Annotated in this window: 18 protein-coding genes and 9 tRNA genes; 9 read left to right on the forward strand and 18 right to left on the reverse strand. The window is 40.8% G+C overall.

Translation table 11 applies throughout. The features are described 5' to 3' along the window. Positions 1-8 precede the first annotated feature (8 nt). From ybeY to miaB, 3 genes are read right to left on the reverse strand one after another with little or no spacing between them, the layout of a single operon-like run. Positions 9-470 carry an rRNA maturation RNase YbeY gene (gene ybeY, locus HWV03_RS02480; protein ID WP_211673940.1) on the reverse strand — a complete coding sequence of 154 codons (462 nt, stop codon included), beginning with the start codon at positions 468-470 and terminating at the stop codon, positions 9-11. Continuing rightward, entirely contained in the window at positions 467-1,504 is a 1,038-nt protein-coding gene (locus HWV03_RS02485; RefSeq protein WP_211678320.1) for a PhoH family protein, read from the reverse strand. Before HWV03_RS02485 ends, ybeY begins: the two co-directional genes overlap by 4 nt. A gap of 31 nt (positions 1,505-1,535) precedes the next feature. After that, positions 1,536-2,963: a tRNA (N6-isopentenyl adenosine(37)-C2)-methylthiotransferase MiaB gene (miaB, locus tag HWV03_RS02490; protein ID WP_211673942.1), complete on the reverse strand. Its 1,428-nt coding sequence runs from the start codon at positions 2,961-2,963 to the stop codon at positions 1,536-1,538. A 224-nt stretch (positions 2,964-3,187) separates the two neighbouring features. On the opposite strand from miaB, the gene HWV03_RS02495 reads away from it, so the two are divergent. Further along, entirely contained in the window at positions 3,188-4,360 is a 1,173-nt protein-coding gene (locus tag HWV03_RS02495; protein WP_211678321.1) for an FAD-dependent oxidoreductase, read from the forward strand. 10 nt (positions 4,361-4,370) lie between these two features. Here HWV03_RS02495 and HWV03_RS02500 read toward each other — a convergent pair whose 3' ends face one another. The 15 genes from HWV03_RS02500 to lolB all read right to left on the reverse strand — a co-directional run bounded on the left by HWV03_RS02500 (position 4,371) and on the right by lolB (position 12,362). Next, the gene (locus tag HWV03_RS02500; protein WP_211678322.1) at positions 4,371-5,981 is read right to left on the reverse strand and encodes a methyl-accepting chemotaxis protein; all 1,611 of its coding nucleotides are present in this window, start codon (positions 5,979-5,981) and stop codon (positions 4,371-4,373) included. A 383-nt stretch (positions 5,982-6,364) separates the two neighbouring features. Further along, positions 6,365-6,439 (reverse strand) — tRNA-Gln (locus HWV03_RS02505). 41 nt (positions 6,440-6,480) lie between these two features. Beyond that, positions 6,481-6,565 (reverse strand) — tRNA-Leu (locus HWV03_RS02510). A 23-nt stretch (positions 6,566-6,588) separates the two neighbouring features. Next, a tRNA-Met gene (locus HWV03_RS02515) sits at positions 6,589-6,665 on the reverse strand. A gap of 48 nt (positions 6,666-6,713) precedes the next feature. Beyond that, a tRNA-Gln gene (locus tag HWV03_RS02520) sits at positions 6,714-6,788 on the reverse strand. Positions 6,789-6,822: 34 nt separating this feature from the next. Further along, positions 6,823-6,907, reverse strand: a tRNA-Leu gene (locus tag HWV03_RS02525). 96 nt (positions 6,908-7,003) lie between these two features. Continuing rightward, a tRNA-Gln gene (locus HWV03_RS02530) sits at positions 7,004-7,078 on the reverse strand. 34 nt (positions 7,079-7,112) lie between these two features. Beyond that, positions 7,113-7,197 (reverse strand) — tRNA-Leu (locus tag HWV03_RS02535). A 102-nt stretch (positions 7,198-7,299) separates the two neighbouring features. Then, positions 7,300-7,374: transfer RNA gene (locus tag HWV03_RS02540), tRNA-Gln, on the reverse strand. 16 nt (positions 7,375-7,390) lie between these two features. Beyond that, positions 7,391-7,467, reverse strand: a tRNA-Met gene (locus HWV03_RS02545). A 383-nt stretch (positions 7,468-7,850) separates the two neighbouring features. After that, positions 7,851-8,942: a redox-regulated ATPase YchF gene (ychF, locus tag HWV03_RS02550; protein ID WP_211678323.1), complete on the reverse strand. Its 1,092-nt coding sequence runs from the start codon at positions 8,940-8,942 to the stop codon at positions 7,851-7,853. An 89-nt stretch (positions 8,943-9,031) separates the two neighbouring features. Beyond that, positions 9,032-9,622 carry an aminoacyl-tRNA hydrolase gene (gene pth / locus HWV03_RS02555; protein WP_067045405.1) on the reverse strand — a complete coding sequence of 197 codons (591 nt, stop codon included), beginning with the start codon at positions 9,620-9,622 and terminating at the stop codon, positions 9,032-9,034. 248 nt (positions 9,623-9,870) lie between these two features. After that, the gene (locus HWV03_RS02560; RefSeq protein WP_211678324.1) at positions 9,871-10,815 is read right to left on the reverse strand and encodes a ribose-phosphate pyrophosphokinase; all 945 of its coding nucleotides are present in this window, start codon (positions 10,813-10,815) and stop codon (positions 9,871-9,873) included. Between the two features lie 178 nt (positions 10,816-10,993). Further along, positions 10,994-11,851 carry a 4-(cytidine 5'-diphospho)-2-C-methyl-D-erythritol kinase gene (gene ispE, locus HWV03_RS02565; RefSeq protein WP_211678325.1) on the reverse strand — a complete coding sequence of 286 codons (858 nt, stop codon included), beginning with the start codon at positions 11,849-11,851 and terminating at the stop codon, positions 10,994-10,996. Next, complete coding sequence (gene lolB, locus HWV03_RS02570) at positions 11,835-12,362, reverse strand: lipoprotein insertase outer membrane protein LolB (protein WP_255547022.1); 528 nt, start codon at positions 12,360-12,362, stop codon at positions 11,835-11,837. The genes ispE and lolB overlap by 17 nt, the downstream gene beginning before the upstream one ends. A 233-nt stretch (positions 12,363-12,595) precedes the next feature. Between lolB and hemA the strand changes: the two genes are divergently transcribed. The 8 genes from hemA to rlmM all read left to right on the forward strand — a co-directional run bounded on the left by hemA (position 12,596) and on the right by rlmM (position 20,780). After that, a complete protein-coding gene (gene hemA / locus HWV03_RS02575) occupies positions 12,596-13,846 on the forward strand; it encodes a glutamyl-tRNA reductase (protein ID WP_211678327.1) in 1,251 nt (416 codons plus the stop codon). Positions 13,847-14,096: 250 nt separating this feature from the next. Beyond that, positions 14,097-15,185: a peptide chain release factor 1 gene (gene prfA, locus HWV03_RS02580; RefSeq protein ID WP_211678328.1), complete on the forward strand. Its 1,089-nt coding sequence runs from the start codon at positions 14,097-14,099 to the stop codon at positions 15,183-15,185. Between the two features lie 14 nt (positions 15,186-15,199). Then, positions 15,200-16,039 (forward strand): peptide chain release factor N(5)-glutamine methyltransferase, encoded by an 840-nt coding sequence (gene prmC, locus HWV03_RS02585; protein ID WP_211678329.1) that lies wholly within the window; start codon positions 15,200-15,202, stop codon positions 16,037-16,039. Positions 16,040-16,041: 2 nt separating this feature from the next. Continuing rightward, the gene (locus HWV03_RS02590) at positions 16,042-16,416 is read left to right on the forward strand and encodes a SirB2 family protein (protein WP_211678330.1); all 375 of its coding nucleotides are present in this window, start codon (positions 16,042-16,044) and stop codon (positions 16,414-16,416) included. Beyond that, the gene (locus tag HWV03_RS02595) at positions 16,416-17,324 is read left to right on the forward strand and encodes a SirB1 family protein (protein WP_255547023.1); all 909 of its coding nucleotides are present in this window, start codon (positions 16,416-16,418) and stop codon (positions 17,322-17,324) included. Before HWV03_RS02590 ends, HWV03_RS02595 begins: the two co-directional genes overlap by 1 nt. A 39-nt stretch (positions 17,325-17,363) precedes the next feature. Further along, positions 17,364-18,218: a 3-deoxy-8-phosphooctulonate synthase gene (gene kdsA, locus HWV03_RS02600; RefSeq protein ID WP_211673954.1), complete on the forward strand. Its 855-nt coding sequence runs from the start codon at positions 17,364-17,366 to the stop codon at positions 18,216-18,218. A gap of 317 nt (positions 18,219-18,535) precedes the next feature. Next, on the forward strand, positions 18,536-19,444 hold the full coding sequence (locus HWV03_RS02605) for a transcriptional regulator GcvA (RefSeq protein WP_211678331.1): 909 nt from the start codon (positions 18,536-18,538) through the stop codon (positions 19,442-19,444). Between the two features lie 199 nt (positions 19,445-19,643). Next, a complete protein-coding gene (gene rlmM / locus HWV03_RS02610; RefSeq protein WP_211678332.1) occupies positions 19,644-20,780 on the forward strand; it encodes a 23S rRNA (cytidine(2498)-2'-O)-methyltransferase RlmM in 1,137 nt (378 codons plus the stop codon). The last annotated feature ends 24 nt before the right edge of the window (positions 20,781-20,804 follow it).

The following is a 20,804-nucleotide window of genomic DNA, read 5'->3' on the forward strand; positions in this document are numbered from 1 at the left end:
TATTAATATTACTTTTCAGTAATATAGGGGTCTTCAAATTCTAGCTCTAGCATGATTTCGGTTTCTAGACCTTCCATCTCTTCTGCTTCTTCATCGATAATATGATCATAGCCGAGTAAATGTAAAGTACCATGAATAACCATGTGCGCCCAATGTGCGGTCAGGGGTTTTTGTTGCTCTTGTGCTTCGTGTTCAACAACTTGTTTGCAGATAATTAAATCACCAAGCAGGTCTAATTCAATGCCTTCAGGTACTTCGAATGGAAACGAAAGTACATTGGTTGGTTTGTCTTTGCCACGGTAATCGTTATTCAATTGTTGGCTTTCTTCGTTATCAACAATGCGAATCGTTACTTCAGCACTCTCTTGAAAACGTTTAATGACCGCATTGAGCCAAGTTGTTAATTGTGCCTCGGTTGGTAATTGCTTTTCATCTTCAGTCGCAATTTGTAAATCTAGCGTAGTATTCATTGGTCTTTATCCTTACGGGCAATGCTATTTTCAAAGTGTTCATAAGCATCGACAATTTTTGCAACAACAGGATGACGAACGACATCATTGGATATAAAAACATTAAAACTGATTTCTTTTACTGGCTCAAGTACATCCATAGCATGACGTAAGCCTGATGTGATGTGTTTCGGTAAATCAACTTGTGTAATATCACCAGTAATCACCGCTTTGGAATTAAAACCAATACGGGTTAAAAACATTTTCATTTGTTCAATAGTAGTGTTCTGACTTTCATCTAAAATAATAAACGCATCATTTAATGTACGGCCACGCATGTATGCAAGTGGTGCAACTTCTATGACATTGCGCTCAATTAAACGTTCCACTTTTTCAAAGCCAAGCATCTCAAATAACGCATCATAGAGTGGGCGTAAATAAGGATCAACTTTTTGGCTTAAGTCACCGGGTAGAAAACCTAACTTTTCACCGGCTTCAACTGCAGGGCGTGTTAATAAAATACGACGGACTTCTTGTCGCTCTAAGGCATCGACAGCTGCCGCAACGGCTAAATAGGTTTTTCCTGTACCGGCAGGACCAATACCAAAGGTTATATCGTGGGTTAAAATATTGGCAATGTAATTGGCTTGATTGTCACCACGCGGCTTAATTAGGCCTCGTTTAGTTTTAATCACAGTGTTAAAACTAGCTACGGTTTGCTTAGGCTTAGGCTCTGGTTCGAGCAATCGAGATGCTTGTATCGCAAGATGAATTGTCTCTGGCTCAATGTCGATTACTTGGCCTTTAACAGGTTGCGTCTCAACATAAAGGTTACGAAGAATATCCATACAGCTGTGCGCATTAACCGGATTGCCAGTAATATGGAATTGATTGTTTTGATAAGTAATTTCAACTTCTAAACGACGTTCAAGTTGTTTTAGATTGTCATCAAATGGGCCACATAAATGAGCGACTCGCGCACCGTCTGCGGGTTCTAAAAATATATCGAGCGTTGTCGTATTTTTATTCAAAATCATCTCATTAGGCAGAGCCATTAAAGGTCATTAATGGCTCTTAGTCTATCTCTTATGGGTTGAACTTAGCAACACCTAGCTCATTAGGTTGATTGGTAGCTCGCGCCAAAATTTCGCTTGGTTTGACGGCACTACGTAGACCCATCTCATTTTCGCCACGGATGAATACACCGCGGATAGAGTTAGGGAATACATCCACAATGTCTACATCTACAAACGTACCGATTAGATCTGGCGAGCCTTCGAAGTTAACAACACGGTTGTTTTCGGTACGGCCAGTCAGTTCCATAATATTTTTCTTCGATGGACCTTCAACTAGAATACGCTGCGTTGTATTTACCATATTACGGCCAATTTTTTGTGACATTTGGCTAATACGTGTTTGTAAAATACTTAAACGTTGTTTTTTCTCTTCTAGCGAGACGTCATCTGGTAAATCTGCAGCAGGTGTTCCAGGACGCGCACTGTAGATGAAGCTGAAGCTAATATCGTATTCAATGTCTTCAATTAGTTTCATTGTATCTGCGAAATCTTGTTGGCTTTCACCTGGAAAACCGATAATGAAGTCTGAACTCATCACTAAACCAGGACGAGCTTTACGTAATTTTCGGATCAATGATTTATATTCTAATGCTGTGTGCGCACGTTTCATCAAGGTTAAGATACGATCTGAACCTGACTGTACCGGAAGGTGTAAGTGGGACACAACTTCAGGTGTATCTTTATATACTTCAATAATATCGCTTGTGAACTCAATAGGGTGACTGGTGGTATAACGGATACGATCGATACCATCAATAGCAGCGACATAACGTAATAAGTCTGCGAATGAGCACATGTCACCTTCATGCATATCACCACGGTAAGCATTAGCATTCTGACCAAGTAGGTTTACTTCACGTACTCCTTGCTCTGCTAGTTGCGCAATCTCATACAAGATATCATCAAGAGGACGGCTTACTTCTTCACCACGGGTATATGGTACAACGCAGAATGTACAGTATTTTGAACAGCCTTCCATGATAGACACGAATGCTGATACTCCTTCGGCACGCGGCTCTGGTAAACGATCAAACTTTTCGATTTCAGGGAAGCTGACATCAACAAGGCCTTTTTTACCGGCTTGTGCATGTGTGATCATTTCTGGTAAGCGGTGTAAAGTCTGCGGACCAAATACCAGATTTACAATGGGTGCACGTTTTTGAATCTCTGCACCTTCTTGTGATGCTACGCAGCCACCAACACCAATCACTAATTTCGGATTGCGTTTCTTTAGCTTTTTCCAGCGACCCAGTTGGTGAAATACTTTTTCTTGCGCTTTTTCTCTGATAGAACAGGTATTTAATAGAAGAACATCCGCTTCCTCTGGGTTATCAGTCAGTTCAAAACCATTCTCGGCATTTAACAAATCTGCCATTTTTGATGAATCGTATTCGTTCATCTGGCAGCCCCAGGTTTTAATGTGCAGTTTTTTACTCATTATCCACGTTGCTCTTTATTATTTGTTGCTATATTCGGGTTGTGTGAGAACACACAGAAGATCGCGTATTCTACTGCCTTAATAGTCTGTTGACTAGACGTTATCATCGCTTCTATGCATAAATTTACTGTAATTTTCGTAGTACAAAGCAATCATTTCGACGTAAAGCTTGGTAGAATTCTGATTCAGATAAGAATTTAGCCTTAAACGGTTCAGGAAGCACGATGCAGGAATTTGATGTAATTATTGTTGGTGGTGGAATGGTTGGTGCAAGTACCGCTAATCTACTCGCACCTTCGGGACTTAAAATTGCGGTAATTGAAGCGCAAGCGCCGCCCGCTTTTTCATTTGAGCAACCGATGGATCTGCGTGTATCGGCGATCAGTCTGGCCTCTCAGCAACTGCTTGTTGCGACAGGTGCTTGGTCCAATATCAGAGAAATGCGTCTTTGCCCTTATCGTCGTTTAGAAACGTGGGATCAAGGTGGCTGCGAAATCAAATTCCATGCTAACGATATTGGTTACGACAAGTTAGGTTACATCATTGAAAACCGGGTGATCCAATTAGGCTTACTCGAAGCAATGAAACGTCACAGTAATGTACAGTTGATGTGTCCTGAGAAAGTTGCCACACTTGAGCAAAACAGTGAATATGCTGAAATTACGTTAACCTCTGGCGCTAAACTACGTGCTAAGTTGGTGCTTGCCGCCGATGGTGCTAACTCAATTATTCGTCAGCAAAGTAATATAGGTATTAGCAGTTGGGATTATCGCCAAAACTGCATGTTAATTAATATTGATACTGAACAATCGCAGCAAGACGTTACTTGGCAGGAGTTTTCACCAACGGGACCAATGGCATTATTACCGTTACCCGGGCATAAAGCATCGTTGGTTTGGTATCATCAAACCGCGCACATCAACTATTTAAGTAAACTGTCTAATGCTGAACTTAAAGTGGAAGTACAACAACATTTTCCCGATCTGATTGGTGGATTTGAGATCACTAACCATGGTTCATTCCCCCTGACACGACGTCATGCCCAGCAATATTATAAAGGTCGAGTGGTGTTACTGGGTGATGCGGCACATACTATTAATCCATTGGCAGGACAGGGCGTTAATATCGGTTTTAAAGATGTGAATGTGTTATGTGAGTTAATTAGAAGCGCAGTGATAGAAGGTGAAGCTTGGGACTGTGAAGCCTTACTCGCACAATATCAACGTAGCAGAAAACCTGATAATTTGTTAATGCAGACGAGTATGGATCTGTTTTATTCTGTATTTAGTAATAATTCTGCACCAGCGAAGATACTGCGTAACGTTGGACTTGCTGTTGCACAGCGCGCCGGACCCTTAAAGCGTCAGGCGCTACGTTATGCGATAGGGTTAAGTTAATTACATCGCCTTAGCTTAACTTAAATTCTTTCACTTTCGTGAGTAGTTCGGTCGAGTAGTTTAATAGTTCTTGGCTGATACTGCTTGCATGTGTTGCTACTAGCGTTGTTTCATCGGAGTGGACTGCGATAGTTTCAATGTTGTGTTGAATATTTGTGGTTAACTCTTGCTGTGTTATCGATGATTCGGCAACCGAATTATTCAACTGATTAATCTCCTGCATTTCTCGTGCAATTTCATTTAACATGTTCGCTAACTGCGATACTTTTATCGCGCCTTCTGCCGCGGTTACTTTGGCTGTATCCATCGCTGAAAATGAACTGTTTGATGTTTCAATCAATGAGCTAACAATAGTTTGTATTTCTTTGGTCGAATTATTGGTTTTAATGGCCAATGCGCGTACCTCTTCTGCAACTACAGCAAATCCTCGGCCACTTTCACCTGCTCGAGCGGCTTCGATGGCTGCGTTGAGCGCCAATAAATTCGTTTGCTCTGAAATGGAGTTGATCACACCTAATATTTTAGTCACATTGTGGGTCTGCTCGCCGAGCTGATGCATCTTATCGACAACGTGGTCGAGTTGTGTTGTCAGTGTACTGATTTCATCAATTGTTGCACTCGCTAATGCATTGCCCTTATCGGTTTGTAATGCTGCTTGTGTTGATGCTAGGGTGGTCATATTTGCTTTCGCTTTAATATCTTCAACTTGTGTTTGCATATTGATGATACTGGTGCTGATTGTCGCGGCTTCTTGTTTTTGTTGGTTGGCGGAATTGTAGGTTTGTGTTGATGCTGTACTTAGTTTTGTCGAAATGTCTTCTAATTTCTCTGCTGTATTAAGTACATGAGTAAGGCTGTAATGAAAATTACTCATCATGTAGTTAAAGGCGGTGACCATACGGCCTATTTCGTCATGATTTTTTACTTCAATTAATGTTGTCACATCTTGGGTGTCACTAGCTAATTCCATACTGTCAGTCAGGTCACTGATTGGTTTTAGGATGATGTTACGAATAATAAACAACGTCAGTAACAATCCCGCAAATAATACCACGGCTAAGATAGCGCTTGACCGTAAAATATTTTGTTGCACTTGCTGGTAGAAGTTATTTAAGGAGTATTCTAATCTAACCGCACCTAGTACATCACCTTCTTGCGCATTATGACAAGCTGTACAATCAGTACCGCGGTAATCTTTTGATGCGATAAGGGGCTTTGTTATCAATAAGGTTTCACCTTGGAGAGTGCTAATGACTTGGGTGATCTCTTCGCCTGCAAGTGCACGGCGGTCAAAATCGTCTTTGATTTGTTCGCTCCCTAGTCCTAGACCATAAAGTTGATTAACCTTATCGGCTCTGACTACGCGAATATCGGTAATGTTATCGTTCTCTAGCATTTTGTGACGTAAGGTTTCACGTTGCCCAATACTGCCGGTGAGCATCATGGTATTTAAACTGTCAAAATAAGTATCAGCTTGTTCATGCGCCTGTTGCTCTAAAATAGATAAAACCAGTGCTGTCTCTTGCTTGCTCTGTGATAATGCCGAGATCGCGAGTATCAGGATAAAAAGGGTACTTAACGCGAGGTTTATTTTTCTAGTTATAGATAAGTTTTGTAACATTGTTTTTTCCCATCAGAAACCAACCAAGGGAGATCAAACACTTAATGATAGCCATTGGTATTTTAATTCAACTGTAATAAGTAGGATTAATCGTAACAAAATAATACTTGTACATATGTGATATCGACCAAAAGAGGTATTTTATTAGACTGAAATGTTAAAAATAAGTAAATTAAGTAGAATATAAGGGGGATGAATAAGCGAGAGAGGAAATTAAGGTATTAAAGTTTGCATAGTGAATTACATGCGTATTTAAAATGCTGAAATTAGAAATTAGAAATTAGAAATTAGAAATTAGAAATTAGAAATTAGAAATTAGAAATTAGAAATTAGAAATTAGAAATTAGAAGAAGTATTCATGGGGAGTGATGGTTGGAAAGAAGTGGCAGGGATATGAGGATTTGAACCTCAGAATCCCGAGATCAAAACCCGGTGCCTTACCGCTTGGCGATATCCCTACAATTCTTTCTACAGCTGGGCTGTATTGTTTTATAAAACATGGTGCGGAAGGAGAGACTTGAACTCTCACACCTTGCGATACTAGAACCTAAATCTAGCGCGTCTACCAATTCCGCCACTTCCGCAATGTTTTATTTTAAAATAAGAATGGTGGCCATGACGGGACTTGAACCTGTGACCCCAGCATTATGAGTGCTGTGCTCTAACCAGCTGAGCTACATGGCCATTCTTACTTTTTTTCATTTTGTCCGTATAAATACGTGCAAAATAAAGTGGCAGGGATATGAGGATTTGAACCTCAGAATCCCGAGATCAAAACCCGGTGCCTTACCGCTTGGCGATATCCCTACAATCTGTTTCATGACAATGTCATGTTAAAGCATGGTGCGGAAGGAGAGACTTGAACTCTCACACCTTGCGATACTAGAACCTAAATCTAGCGCGTCTACCAATTCCGCCACTTCCGCACAATATTCTTTATCTTTACAAGGTTGGTAGTATTGAATGGTTAGAGTTCAATAAACCTTATAAAGTTAACACTGACCTAAGTCTGTGTTGGTATATGGCAGGGATATGAGGATTTGAACCTCAGAATCCCGAGATCAAAACCCGGTGCCTTACCGCTTGGCGATATCCCTACAATCTGTTTCATGACAATGTCATGTTAAAGCATGGTGCGGAAGGAGAGACTTGAACTCTCACACCTTGCGATACTAGAACCTAAATCTAGCGCGTCTACCAATTCCGCCACTTCCGCACAATATTCTTTATATTTATAAACTTGGTAGTGTTAATCAAATTAATGAGAAACAGTGTTTATAAATTTAACAATCCGCTAAATAGCCAATCGTTTATATAATGGCAGGGATATGAGGATTTGAACCTCAGAATCCCGAGATCAAAACCCGGTGCCTTACCGCTTGGCGATATCCCTACAATTCGAATTAAGATGGTGGCCATGACGGGACTTGAACCTGTGACCCCAGCATTATGAGTGCTGTGCTCTAACCAGCTGAGCTACATGGCCATCTTAAATCTCATTCCGACTAGCAGTTAACTGTTTCGTTGGAACGGGGCGCATTATGCTAATTACAGCCAAGTTCGTCAACTATTTTTTAGTTAAAAAACGTTTTTAACTACGCCTGTTGAAATTCTGTACGAATCCTGTTGTCACTCTATGCTATTTGTAGCAAAACTGCAATTGTTGATGGTTTTAAGCTAGTAAAGTGAATCTTTAATTATTGAACGATGTTTCTGTATTTAGTTATTTCAATCAATGTGTGGCTGTGTGATGAAAATAAAGCTACTGCGATGAATAGAAATAAAAAAACGCTGGCAATTGCCAGCGTTTGGTTGTGCTACTTTAAGTATATTTTTAGATATAACTAAAGGTTTTTAGCTGAGGTAAAGTTATACGTTGAAACGGAAATGTACAACATCACCATCTTTAACGATGTAGTCTTTACCTTCTAGGCGCCATTGACCTGCAGTCTTAGCGCCAGCTTCACCTTTGTTTTCGATGAAAGCAGCATAAGGAATTACTTCTGCACGGATGAAACCTTTTTCGAAGTCTGTATGGATTTTACCGGCTGCTTGTGGCGCTGTAGCGTTCACAGGGATAGTCCATGCACGTACTTCTTTAACACCCGCAGTGAAATAAGTCTGTAGCGTTAGTAGTTCGTAACCTGCACGAATTACACGGTTAAGACCTGGTTCTTCAATACCCATGTCTTCCATGAATTCTGCACGCTCTTCGTCTTCAAGTTCCGCAATGTCAGCTTCCATTGATGCACAGATAGCGACTACTACAGCATTTTCTGCTGCTGCCAGTGCTCGTACTGCATCTAAATGCGCGTTATCTTCAAAGCCATCTTCATCAACGTTAGCAATATACATAGTTGGTTTTAGCGTTAAGAAATTCATGTAGTCAATCGCTGCAACTTCTTCTTTAGTTAGTTCTAAAGAGCGGATCATTTCACCTTCAGCAAGGTGAGCGATGATCTTTTCAACAACAGGTACTTCAAATTTAGCGTCTTTATCGCCGCCTTTGGCTTTTTTCGCTAAACGTAGCAGTGCGCGTTCACAGCTGTCTAGATCGGCTAATGCAAGTTCAGTGTTAATGATTTCGATGTCATCTAATGGTGAAATTTTGTTGTTCACGTGAATGATGTTTTCATTTTCAAAACAACGTACAACGTGACCAATTGCATCTGTTTCACGGATGTTTGCTAGGAATTTGTTACCTAGACCTTCACCTTTTGATGCGCCAGCTACTAAGCCTGCGATATCAACAAATTCCATTGTAGTTGGTAATATACGCTCTGGGTTTACGATTGCAGATAGTGCATCTAAACGCTTATCTGGTACAGGCACAACACCCGTATTCGGCTCGATTGTGCAGAATGGGAAATTGGCAGCTTCGATACCAGCTTGTGTTAATGCATTAAATAGTGTTGATTTACCTACGTTTGGTAAGCCTACGATACCGCATTTAAAACCCATGATTTTTACCTTCTTTGCTATGTACTAAAATTGGTTCACACAGTTAAATTATTTACCTGTGTGTGTTGAATTATTTCTTTTTTTATTAATCATTGCGCTTTAAACGTATGTAAACGACTCATCGCTTTGGTCATGCCGTCTTTAGCTAAAATATCGATACAGCGTACTGCTTCATCAATCGCTGCATCCATTTGTTCTTGTTCTTTGGCTTGTGCTTTGCCAAGTACGTAACCGGTTACTTTGTCTTTATGGCCTGGGTGACCAATGCCAATACGTAAACGGTAGAATTCTTTGCTGTTCGCCATCTTGCTAATAATGTCTTTCAGACCATTATGGCCACCATGGCTACCGCCTTGCTTAAATTTAGCCACACCAGGTGGTAAATCGAGTTCATCATGAACAACTAAGATTTGTGTTACATCAATACGATAAAATTTAGCTAATGCTGAAACGGACTTACCACTTAGATTCATGAATGTGGTCGGGATTAATAGTCGCACATCTTGGCCGGCAATCGCTATTCTTGCTGTATAACCAAAATATTTAGCTTCTTCACGTAATTGCGTGTTGTGCCATTTTGCTAATTCGTTAATAAACCAAGCTCCGGCATTATGACGGGTGCGGCTGTATTCTTGTCCTGGATTAGCCAGGCCGACAATTAAACGAATGTCGTTGCTCATGGTATACCTATTATTACTGTAATGTGGCTTAATGCGTATTAGAGTCAGTCGACCCTTACTCATTGGATAAAAAACGCGCTATTTTACCTTGTGTCAGTGCAAAGCTCAACTGACGTGTCCATCAAGTTGAATGATAGTGCGCTTATGACTTAAAGTATTCGCTGCGTTAGATAGACAAAAAACCGAGCCTGGTAATACCAAACTCGGTTTTTATTGCATTGCTTAAATTAAATTATGGGTTAATTTAATTATTTAAACATTGCCGAAATAGATTCTTCGTTGCTAACGCGACGGATTGATTCAGCTAGCATAGGGCTAAGGCTCAATACGCGTACGTTTGGTAATGCAGCTACTTCTGGAGAAAGTGGAATTGAGTCTGTTACCACGATTTCATCAATGCAAGAATCACGTAGATTCTCTACAGCGTTACCTGAGAATACTGGGTGAGTAGCGTAAGCAAATACACGTTTCGCGCCATTTTTCTTTAGGGCTGTTGCTGCTGCACATAATGTACCGCCAGTGTCGATCATGTCATCAACCAAGATGCAATCACGGTCTTTCACATCACCAATAATGTGCATTACTTGTGCTACGTTTGCTTTTGGACGACGTTTGTCGATAATCGCAAGGTCAGCTTCATCAAGTAATTTAGCGTTAGCACGTGCTCGTACCACACCACCGATATCTGGAGATACGATAACTGGATTTTCAAGATTCTTTTCTTGCATGTCTTCTAATAATACTGGCGTACCAAATACATTATCAACAGGCACATCGAAGAAGCCTTGGATCTGTTCTGCGTGTAGATCAACCGTTAATACACGATCAACACCAACACTTGAAAGGAAATCGGCTACAACTTTTGCTGTAATTGGCACGCGAGAAGAACGTACACGACGATCTTGACGAGCATAACCAAAATAAGGAATAACAGCAGTAATACGACCCGCTGATGCACGACGCATCGCATCAACCATAACGATCAATTCCATTAGGTTGTCGTTCGTTGGTGCACAAGTAGATTGTAGGATGAAGATATCTCCACCACGTACATTTTCTTCAATTTCAACACTAATTTCACCATCGCTAAAGCGACCAACTTTGGCTTTGCCAAGTTGAATGAAAAGGCGGTCTGCAACTTTCTGTGCAAGTTCTGGTGTAGCGTTACCAGCAAAGAGCTTCATGTCGGGCACGGTGTAACCTCAGGTAATCGATGTATTTGGCTGGGATATAATTATACTCCTAGTCAGCGAACTGCCTAGTAGAGATCCCCAGCGTTAATCTCTTAAAACTTGGTAACAACTTAATAGCTAAGATTCTGGTATCGTATTTATTTTCTTGTGTTCATTATTATTGCGCCGTATTTTTCAATCATGCAATAGTCGCGTTTTCTAAATCACGTAATAGCGGTGATTTATTTAAGCTCTTCGCGATATAAATTTGCATGCTTTTAGGCGCTTTCGCTAATACTGTTAATGCATCAGACTTAGTTTTAAACTCAGAAAAAACACAACAACCGGAGCCTGTCAGTCGAGATGGCGCATATTTTAGCAACCACTCCAATGCTTTTGCAACCTCAGGATGACGTTTTTTCACAGTTGGTTCAAAGTCATTTCGCCATTCGTCTTGTAATAACTGATGCAGCGGGCGTTTTGGCGTATCACGTATTAATTCTGGATCAGCAAATAATTTTGCCGTATTGACCTGAGTGTCAGGTACGACAATAAGATAATAGTTCTCATCCACCTCAATAGAGGTAAGTTGCTCACCTATTCCTTCAGCAAATGCGGCATGACCACGGACAAACACTGGTACATCCGCACCGAGCTTAACGCCAATTTCGGCTAATTGATCCTCATCGAGGTGTAACTGCCAAAGTTGATTTAATGCAACTAAGGTGGTTGCAGCATCTGAAGAACCGCCACCAAGGCCCCCGCCCATTGGTAGGTTTTTGGTTAGTTGAATATCAGCACCCAATGGCAGCACTGAGTGCGCTTTAAGCGCCATAGCGGCTTGATAGATGATATTGTCGGTAACAGGAATACTTGGGATCTCTGGCGTAATCGTGATGCTATCAGTGAGGTTTGGGGTAATAGTTAGCTCATCCCCGATATCAACAAATTGAAATAAAGTTTGTAATTCATGATAACCATCGGGGCGACGGCCATTAATATATAGGAATAGATTCAGTTTTGCGGGTGCTGACCAATGGCTAGTATTTTGTTGCATTTAAATTCCAGTTTCGAGTCGTAATTTTTATACGTATGTCATCTTTTTTGATAACGATATTTTTAGGTAACCAAATATTATCGATTAATTGATAGTGAGTATAACTGATGTGCCAACCGAGTGGATGGTTAGCTTGGGTTACACGACCATAATTATCGAGTTGAACATCGTCAGTTAATGGGTCTCCAATGATCCAAGCACGTAATTCATTCACGGGAATTGGGATTGGACTGAGTCGGTTGACCAGTGTTTGAGTGTTGCGGCCTTGGTATTGACTGTCATCATTTAAAATCAGCGTGGAGATATTATCACTGCGCTTAATCGTAAGTACATGAATACCAAATGGCCCCGTTAGATTAATCTTGAAATCATGGTCATATTGTTGCCAGTTTAAGGTAGCTGAATTACGTGAATCAGGACTAATAAAAGCAATTTGTCCTTGCAGTTGCCAAGTCCGAATACTTTGTAATTGAACTTGGTGTTGCTGCCATAATTGTTGTGGGTTACCCACCGGGGGTTGTATCCGTGTTGTACTACTACAGGCACTGAGTAATATACTAATAATAAAAATGTAAATAGAACGCTGAAATGTCATAAGATACTCAAAAAAATAAAGTAATGATGATAAAGAGCAAGCATGGGGTTATAAAAACAGATATGCTTGGTTTTGTCACTTTAAAAATACATACTTTTTGCGTAGAATAAGCTCCTATTTGTTTTACAACTATCCACAGTAAGTAATACATGACTCTGTTAGCACTAGGTATAAATCATAATACGGCACCTGTATCATTACGTGAAAAGGTTGCTTTTTCACCTGACAATATTGAAGAGGCGTTCGCCAGCATTACGGCTGAGGGTATCGCGTCGGAAGTAGTGATTGTTTCAACTTGTAATCGTACCGAGATATATTGCAAAATTGAGCAAGGAGAGCCCGAACGCGTTACGCAGTGGTTAGTTGATTTTCATCAGGTGAAAATTGATGAATTAGCAACATGTACTTATCGCCATTACGATACCGATGCGGTACGCCATCTCATGCGAGTGGCTGGCGGCTTAGATTCACTGGTATTAGGTGAACCGCAAATTTTAGGGCAGATAAAACAAGCCTTTGCGAAAGCGAAACAGTTAAATGCTGTTGCTCAAACTCTAGATAAACTATTTCAAAAAACGTTTACAGCCGCTAAGCGCGTGCGTACCGAAACTGAAATCGGTGCTAATGCTGTCTCCGTGGCTTTTGCGGCTGTGAGTTTAAGTAAACATATCTTTGATGATTTATCTAAAACGCGTGTGTTACTGATTGGGGCGGGTGAAACCATAGATCTGGTTGCGACGCACCTTTCGGATCAAAATGTCTGTGAGATGATGGTGGCTAACCGTACTTTATCCCGTGCGGAAGTGCTGGGTGACAAGTTTGGTGCCAGCACCATGACCCTAGAAGAGATCCCTCAGCATTTACATAATGCGGATATTGTTATCAGTTCGACGGCAAGCCCATTACCTATTATCGGTAAAGGGATGATTGAAAGTGCATTAAAACTACGCAAGCAAAAGCCTATTTTCTTGGTTGATATTGCTGTGCCTCGGGATATTGAAGAAGAAGTCGGCGAGTTAGGTAATGCATATTTATACACTGTCGATGACCTGCAGGGCATCATTGAGCAGAATAAAGAAGCGCGTCAAGATGCTGCAGAGCAAGCAGAGCAGATCATTACTGAAGAAACACAGCTGTTTGCTGAATGGGCTGCTTCCTTATCAAGTGTTGATTCTATTAAAGAATACCGAAATGCGGCAATGGCTGAAAAAGAACTGCTACTTGAAAGAGCGATAGCCGCGCTGCAAAATGGTACTGACAACGAACGTGTATTAACAGAGTTAGCTAATAAGTTAACCAACAAACTTATCCATGCGCCGACGCAAGCACTCGTGAGTGCAGGCAAGCGTAATCAAGATGACGAGCTATTATTAGTGCGTCGTGTCATTGGTCTTGATTAGTTACCACGTCCCTAAAATAAAATAGATATTGCCATTGCTGATAATTGAAATTCATTAGCAACTGGTTACTCTATTTCAAACTGTTTTGGCATATATTCGGTATATCAATAGTAAATTATCGGAAAGCAATCGACTATTTCCTTACATATAGGTATCCTTGCCGATCACAACAAAGAAATAATCCATATTCAATTACTGAAGCAACCTATAAGACTTCGGTGATCTATTTAACGGTAATACGAGAGTAAAGATGAAAGCATCGATCATTACAAAATTAGAAGCCCTAATCGAACGCCATGAAGAAGTTCAAGCACTATTAGGTGAGCCAGAGATCATCAGTGATCAAGACCGTTACCGTGCACTAACAAAAGAATACGCGCAATTAGAAGAGTTAGTTGCTTGTTTTAAAGAATACCAAGACGCAAAAGAAGATTTTGAATCAGCAGAAGAGATGTTAAAGGACGATGATCCTGACATGCGTGAAATGGCTGTTGAAGAATACAAAGAAAGTAAAGCAACGGTTGCGCGTGTCAGTGATGAGTTAGAAGTCTTGTTGTTACCACGTGACCCAAATGACAGCAATAACTGTTTCTTAGAGATCCGTGCTGGTGCGGGTGGTGACGAAGCCGCAATCTTTGCGGGCGACCTTTACCGTATGTACTGTAAATATGCTGAGAAAAAAGGCTGGCGTTTATCAATCATGAACTTAAGCAACAGTGATCAAGGCGGTTACAAAGAAGTTATCGTTAAGATGGAAGGCGACGCAGTATTCGGCACCATGAAGTTTGAGTCTGGTGGTCACCGTGTACAGCGTGTACCAGAAACTGAATCACAAGGTCGTATCCATACCTCAGCTTGTACAGTGGTTGTTATGCCTGAGATCCCAGAGTCAGAAGCAATTAGTATTAACACTGCAGATCTTAAAGTTGATACGTTCCGTGCATCTGGTGCTGGTGGTCAGCACGTAAATAAAACCGATTCAGCGATCCGTATTACTCACATTCCTACGGGGACTGTGGTTGAGTGCCAAGACGAACGTTCACAGCATAAAAACCGTGCACGTGCGATGTCTATTCTACAAGCGCGAATTCAAGCGGCTGCTGATGAAGTTGTGCGTCTTGAAGAAGAAAGTACCCGTCGTAGCCTAGTGGCAAGTGGTGATCGTTCTGAACGTATTCGTACTTATAACTACCCACAAGGTCGCGTTAGTGATCACCGTATCAATCTAACACTTTACCGTCTAAATGAAGTGATGGAAGGTGAGCTAGACGTATTGATCCAACCAATCATTCAAGAACATCAAGCGGATCTGTTAGCGGCGCTTGCTGAAGCAGATTAGGTGTGTAGAGTACTGTGAAAACAATTGCACAATTATTGCAGTGGGCTGTCAAACAGCTCACAGACAGCGAAAGCCCGAAGCTTGATGCCGACGTTATCCTTTGCTTCCTACTCGATAAAGATCGCAGTTATCTTTTCACTTGGGATGATAAGGTAATGGATGATGATATTATTCGTCGTTTTACTGCTCTTATCACGCGTCGTCAGGCGGGTGAACCTGTCGCTCATATTCTTGGTTATCGTGAGTTTTGGTCCTTAGAATTAGAAGTGTCTCCTGATACGTTAATTCCAAGACCTGATACCGAAATCTTAGTCGAACAAGCACTTGTTTGCATGCCGAATCAAGCTTGCCAAGTATTAGATTTAGGGACAGGTACGGGCGCTATCGCACTGGCCTTAGCATCAGAATCACCACAAGCGACAGTGACCGCAATTGAATATCAGCAAGGCGCGGCAGCATTAGCACGTCGTAATGCCAAACGCTGTGGTTTTGATATTGCGGTATTGCAAGGTAGTTGGTTTGAACCTTTACAAGCCAATCAACGTTTTGATGTAATAGTCAGTAATCCACCTTATATCGAAGAACATGATCCACATCTGGCTATGGGTGATGTGCGTTTTGAGCCGTTAACTGCGTTAGTTGCTGCTGATGATGGATTGGCTGACTTAAAGCACATTATTCGTGAAGGTTATCAGTTTTTAACCGCGGATGGCTGGTTGTTAGTTGAACATGGCTTTGAACAAGGTGCAGCGGTACGCGCACTATTTACCGCATCCAATTATCATCAGGTTGTTACGCATAAAGACTATGGTAATAACGATCGTATTACTGTCGGACAACGAAAAGAAGTTTAATCATGGATATTGTTATTCCGCTGCACATCGTGACGCTGTTATTAAGTGTGCTGATGTATTTTGTAAATTTTGCCTTTACAGTAAAGCAATCACCGTATCTTGAGCATACAGGTTTTATCAAATCACGTAAGGTGATAGATATGATCACTGTGATGATGATTGCGTTAGTGTGTATGGTTTCAGGTCGTGCCCCGTTTGTTGAAACGGTCATGACAGAAAAATTAATGTCGACACTGGCCATCACCTTCATGATGTTTATGTCATTACAGCAAGGTAAGAATCTATTTTTCCGCTGTTTTGCGTTTGCCGGTAGTATCGGCTGGTTATTTTATGTGTACTCGTTAGCCGTTAATGGCGAAGCATATTTGCTGAGGTAATGATGGAATTAGATGCAAATGCAGCGCTGACAGAAACAGAACTGGCAGAAGATATAGCAGTAGATAACCACGCTATTGATAGTGAACAACTAGAAGAATACGATGATGAGCTTGCAGAAGAAGTGCTGATGATTGATAACGTCATGCTCGCAACATTATCAGCCATTGAGGAAATAACGGAGAAACCGTTACTCGAAGAGGCGATTATTGAATTGGATGAGCTCATTGAACTTATCGAAGTTGATATGCAAGGCTTTACCTGTGATGTTGAGAAACGTGACCAGTTATTGTATTTGTTTTATCAGCAACTTGGTTTTGCCGGCGATTGGCGTAAGTGGCTAGAACTCGACAGTGTATTATTACATAAAGTCATTAGCAGTCGTAATGGTGTGCCGCTGTCACTAGGCACTGTATTTATGTACTTTGCCGAACATTTTGAAGTGGATGTGGTTGGGATCTTATTCCCTGGCCAATTTGTGTTACGTTTCGGTAGTAAACAAGACGGGATTTATGTTAATCCAGCTGATGGACAGGCATTGAGTCGTCATAAACTCCAGGTATTGTTACGTGGTATCGAAGGTAATCATGCTCTGTTATCTGATGATGATTTATTCGAAGCTACGAACGAAATGCATTACTTGCGTTTATTACAGGTATTAAAAGCGGCGTTAATTCGTGATGAACATTTCTCGTATGCATTACGCTGTATTGACCTCATTTTAGAGATCGATCCTGATGAACCTTATGAAATTAGAGACCGCGGATTTTTGTTACAACAACTTGATTGTAAAAAATTAGCCAGTGAAGATTTTGCTTATTTTATTGAACAATGTCCAGACGATCCGATCACAAGAGTTTTAAAAGCACAAATAGATGAACTTGCTGCGACTGATGATACGATTCATTAAAATTAACTGATATAAAATGGACCCTTTAAGGTAATAATTATGAATGCAAAAATAGTAAAAATTGGTAATGATATTGTTTGTGCCAACGATCTACCATTTGTGTTATTTGGTGGCATCAATGTATTAGAAGACGAACTGTCGACTCTACGCGCTGTAGAAGCATATAAAACAGTGACGGATAAACTGGGTATTCCTTTTGTATTTAAAGCGTCATTTGATAAAGCCAACCGCTCTAGTATCCATTCTTTCCGTGGTGTAGGCATGGAAAAAGGTTTAAACATCTTTCAACGTGTGAAAGCTGAGTTTAATGTGCCGATCATTACCGACGTGCATACTGAAGCACAGTGTCAACCAGTGGCTGATGTTGTTGATGTGATCCAACTCCCTGCTTTTCTTGCACGTCAAACGGACTTAGTGCAAACAATGGCGGCTACGGGCGCTGTTATTAATATTAAAAAACCACAATTTATGTCTCCGCATCAAGTGGGCAATATCGTTGATAAGTTTGCTGAATGTGGTAATGATCAAGTTATTTTATGTGAACGTGGTCATTGCCATGGTTACGATAACCTGGTCGTTGATCCGCTAGCATTTGGTGTAATGAAAGAGCTTACTCAGGGTACACCAATCATTCTAGACAGTACCCATGCAACACAACAGCGTGATGCGGGTAGTGCTGCGTCGGGTGGTCGTCGTAAGCAAGTACCTGAATTAAGCTATGCAGGCTTAGCGACGGGGATTGCGGGTCTCTTCATTGAAGCGCATGAGAATCCAGCACAAGCGCGTTGTGATGGTCCTTCAGCGTTGCCTTTTGCTACGTTAGAAGCGTTTTTAACACAAGCAAAAGCGATTGATGATCTAATAAAGAGTTTTACTGCGATTGATATCGATTAATTTCAGGCATAAAAAAAGCGCTGTAATCATACAGCGCTAAAAACCTTTGACTGATAATACAAGTGTATTAAGCATATTATCAAAGGTTTGAAATAAGTAATCTCTACTTAAAGGCCTAAACCAAAAAGTTTAAGCAAACAAACACAACATTACATAACAAAGACTAACTTATATAAATAATACTAATTAACGAAAATTAGTAAAAATAAGTATTATGTCCTATATACATACGCGCACTATAGTTATTTTCTAGTATTCTTACAATTGACAAATTATAATGTTTCGCATTAGTTTTTCTTATCTAACTGGACGACACTATGTCACGCAGACTTCCGCCATTAAATTCGCTACGTGTTTTCGAAGCCGCAGCTCGACATTCTAGTTTTACCCGTGCATCTGAAGAGCTTTATGTGACGCAAGCGGCTGTAAGCCATCAAATTAAAGCGCTAGAGGAGTATTTAGGCATTAAATTGTTTCGTCGCCAAAACCGTGCGTTATTTTTAACGGAAGAAGGGCAAAGTTATTTTTTGGATATTAAAGATACTTTCACTTCACTCATTGATGCGACAGAACGTTTATTAGCTAGAGGTGCAAAAGGCTCATTGACGGTTAGTTTACAGCCTAGTTTTGCGATTCAGTGGTTAGTACCGCGTTTATCTTTGTTTTCAGAACTCTACCCAGATATTGATGTCCGCATTAAAGCGGTTGATATGGATGATGGATCACTGACTGATGATGTGGATGTCGCGATTTATTATGGTCGAGGAAAGTGGAAAGATTTACATGCGCAGAAATTACATACCGAGTATTTAGTACCTGTGTGTTCTCCACTATTACTGAATGGCGTTAAACCACTCAGAACGCCGGATGATTTAAAACTGCACACGTTATTGCATGATACGTCTCGTCGTGATTGGACAGCTTGGTTTAAGCAAGGCAATATTATCGGTGTTAATGTTAATCAAGGGCCTATTTTTAGTCATACTTCGATGGTATTACAAGCGGCAATACATGGTCAAGGCGTCGCGTTGGGACACAGTGTGTTAGCACAGCCAGAAATTGATGCCGGTCGTCTTGTGCGTCCTTTTACTGATGTCTTAGTGAGTAAAAGCGCGTATTACGTTGTTTGCCGTGAAGAGCAAGATGAACTTGGTAAAATTGTGGCATTCCGTGATTGGATGCTGTCTTTAGTAGAGGAAGAACAGCAAGAGTTTGTGGAGAATTAATTCATCACGAAGTCACTAAATCCTTGGTGTTATATCGTCAAGGGTTTAGACTGTGCGGCTTTTGTATGCAAACCAGTTCAAGATACCCCGTATTCTGTACTGGTTTGTGTATACTTTATGAATTTTGAATCTTGGTATTGTATCTATACTGAGTGTATATCGTCAGCCATGTTGATGACGAAAATGAGGTTATTAGAAAATGAATGGTATTTTATTATATTGCCGCCCTGGTTATGAAAAAGAATGTGCCGCTGAAATTCAAGCACGAGCGACTGCCATGGAGGCGTATGGTTTTGCTAAAGTAACGCTGAATTCGGGTTATGTTGTGTTTGAATGTCACTCTGCTGAAGATGTGGATTCAATAGCGAAAAAATTACCACTTTCATCATTGATCTTTGCACGTCAAATGATCGCATTACACGCACGTGTTGATGATATGCCGCTTTACGACCGTGTAAACCCTGTGGTTGCTGCCTGTGACGGTATCGAAGCCATGGGTGAGCTACGTGTTGAAATGCCTGATACTAACGAAGGTAAAGAGCTCTCTAAATTTTGCCGTAAGTATACGGTGCCACTTCGCCAATCGTTACGTAAAGGCAATCACTTATTACCAAAAGAAAATAAAAACCGTCCAGTACTGCACGTGTTTTTCATTACGAATACCAGTGTTTATATTGGTTACTCATATAGCTTTAATAACTCGCCATTACCTATGGGTATTATGCGTCTTAAGTTTCCTTCGAAAGCACCAAGTCGCTCGACATTGAAACTAGAAGAAGCATTCCATGCATTCATCCCAGCCGATCAGTGGGATAAACGTATCGGTGGAGCTATGCGTGCGGTTGACTTAGGTGCTTGTCCTGGTGGTTGGACGTATCAGTTAGTACAACGAAGCATGTTTGTTGTTGCTATTGATAACGGTGCAATGGCGGATAGCCTAATGGAAACCGGTCAAGTTAAGCACTTCGAAGAAGACGGCTTTAAATATGAGCCTGCTAAAACGACGATTGCGTGGACCAACCGTAAACTAAACGGTAATAAGATCAAGGTTCCTGAGAACCCACCAGTTGATATGCTGGTATGTGACATGATTGAGAAACCAGAGCGTGTTGCTCGTCTAATGTGTAAATGGTTATTAAATGCATGGTGTAAAGAAGCAATCTTTAACCTTAAACTGCCATTAAAACGCCGTTACCATACATTGGAAGATTGTTTAGCTATTTTAGATAAGCAACTTGACGATCGTTTTGTTATTCAAGCTAAGCACCTTTATCATGATCGTGATGAAGTGACTGTGCATGTTGCTTGGGCACATTTCATTCCTGAAGACAAATAGTATAGAGTAATAAAATAAGAAGGA

The sequence above is a fragment of the Moritella sp. 36 genome, assembly GCF_018219415.1.
In the GTDB taxonomy this organism is placed as follows: domain Bacteria; phylum Pseudomonadota; class Gammaproteobacteria; order Enterobacterales; family Moritellaceae; genus Moritella.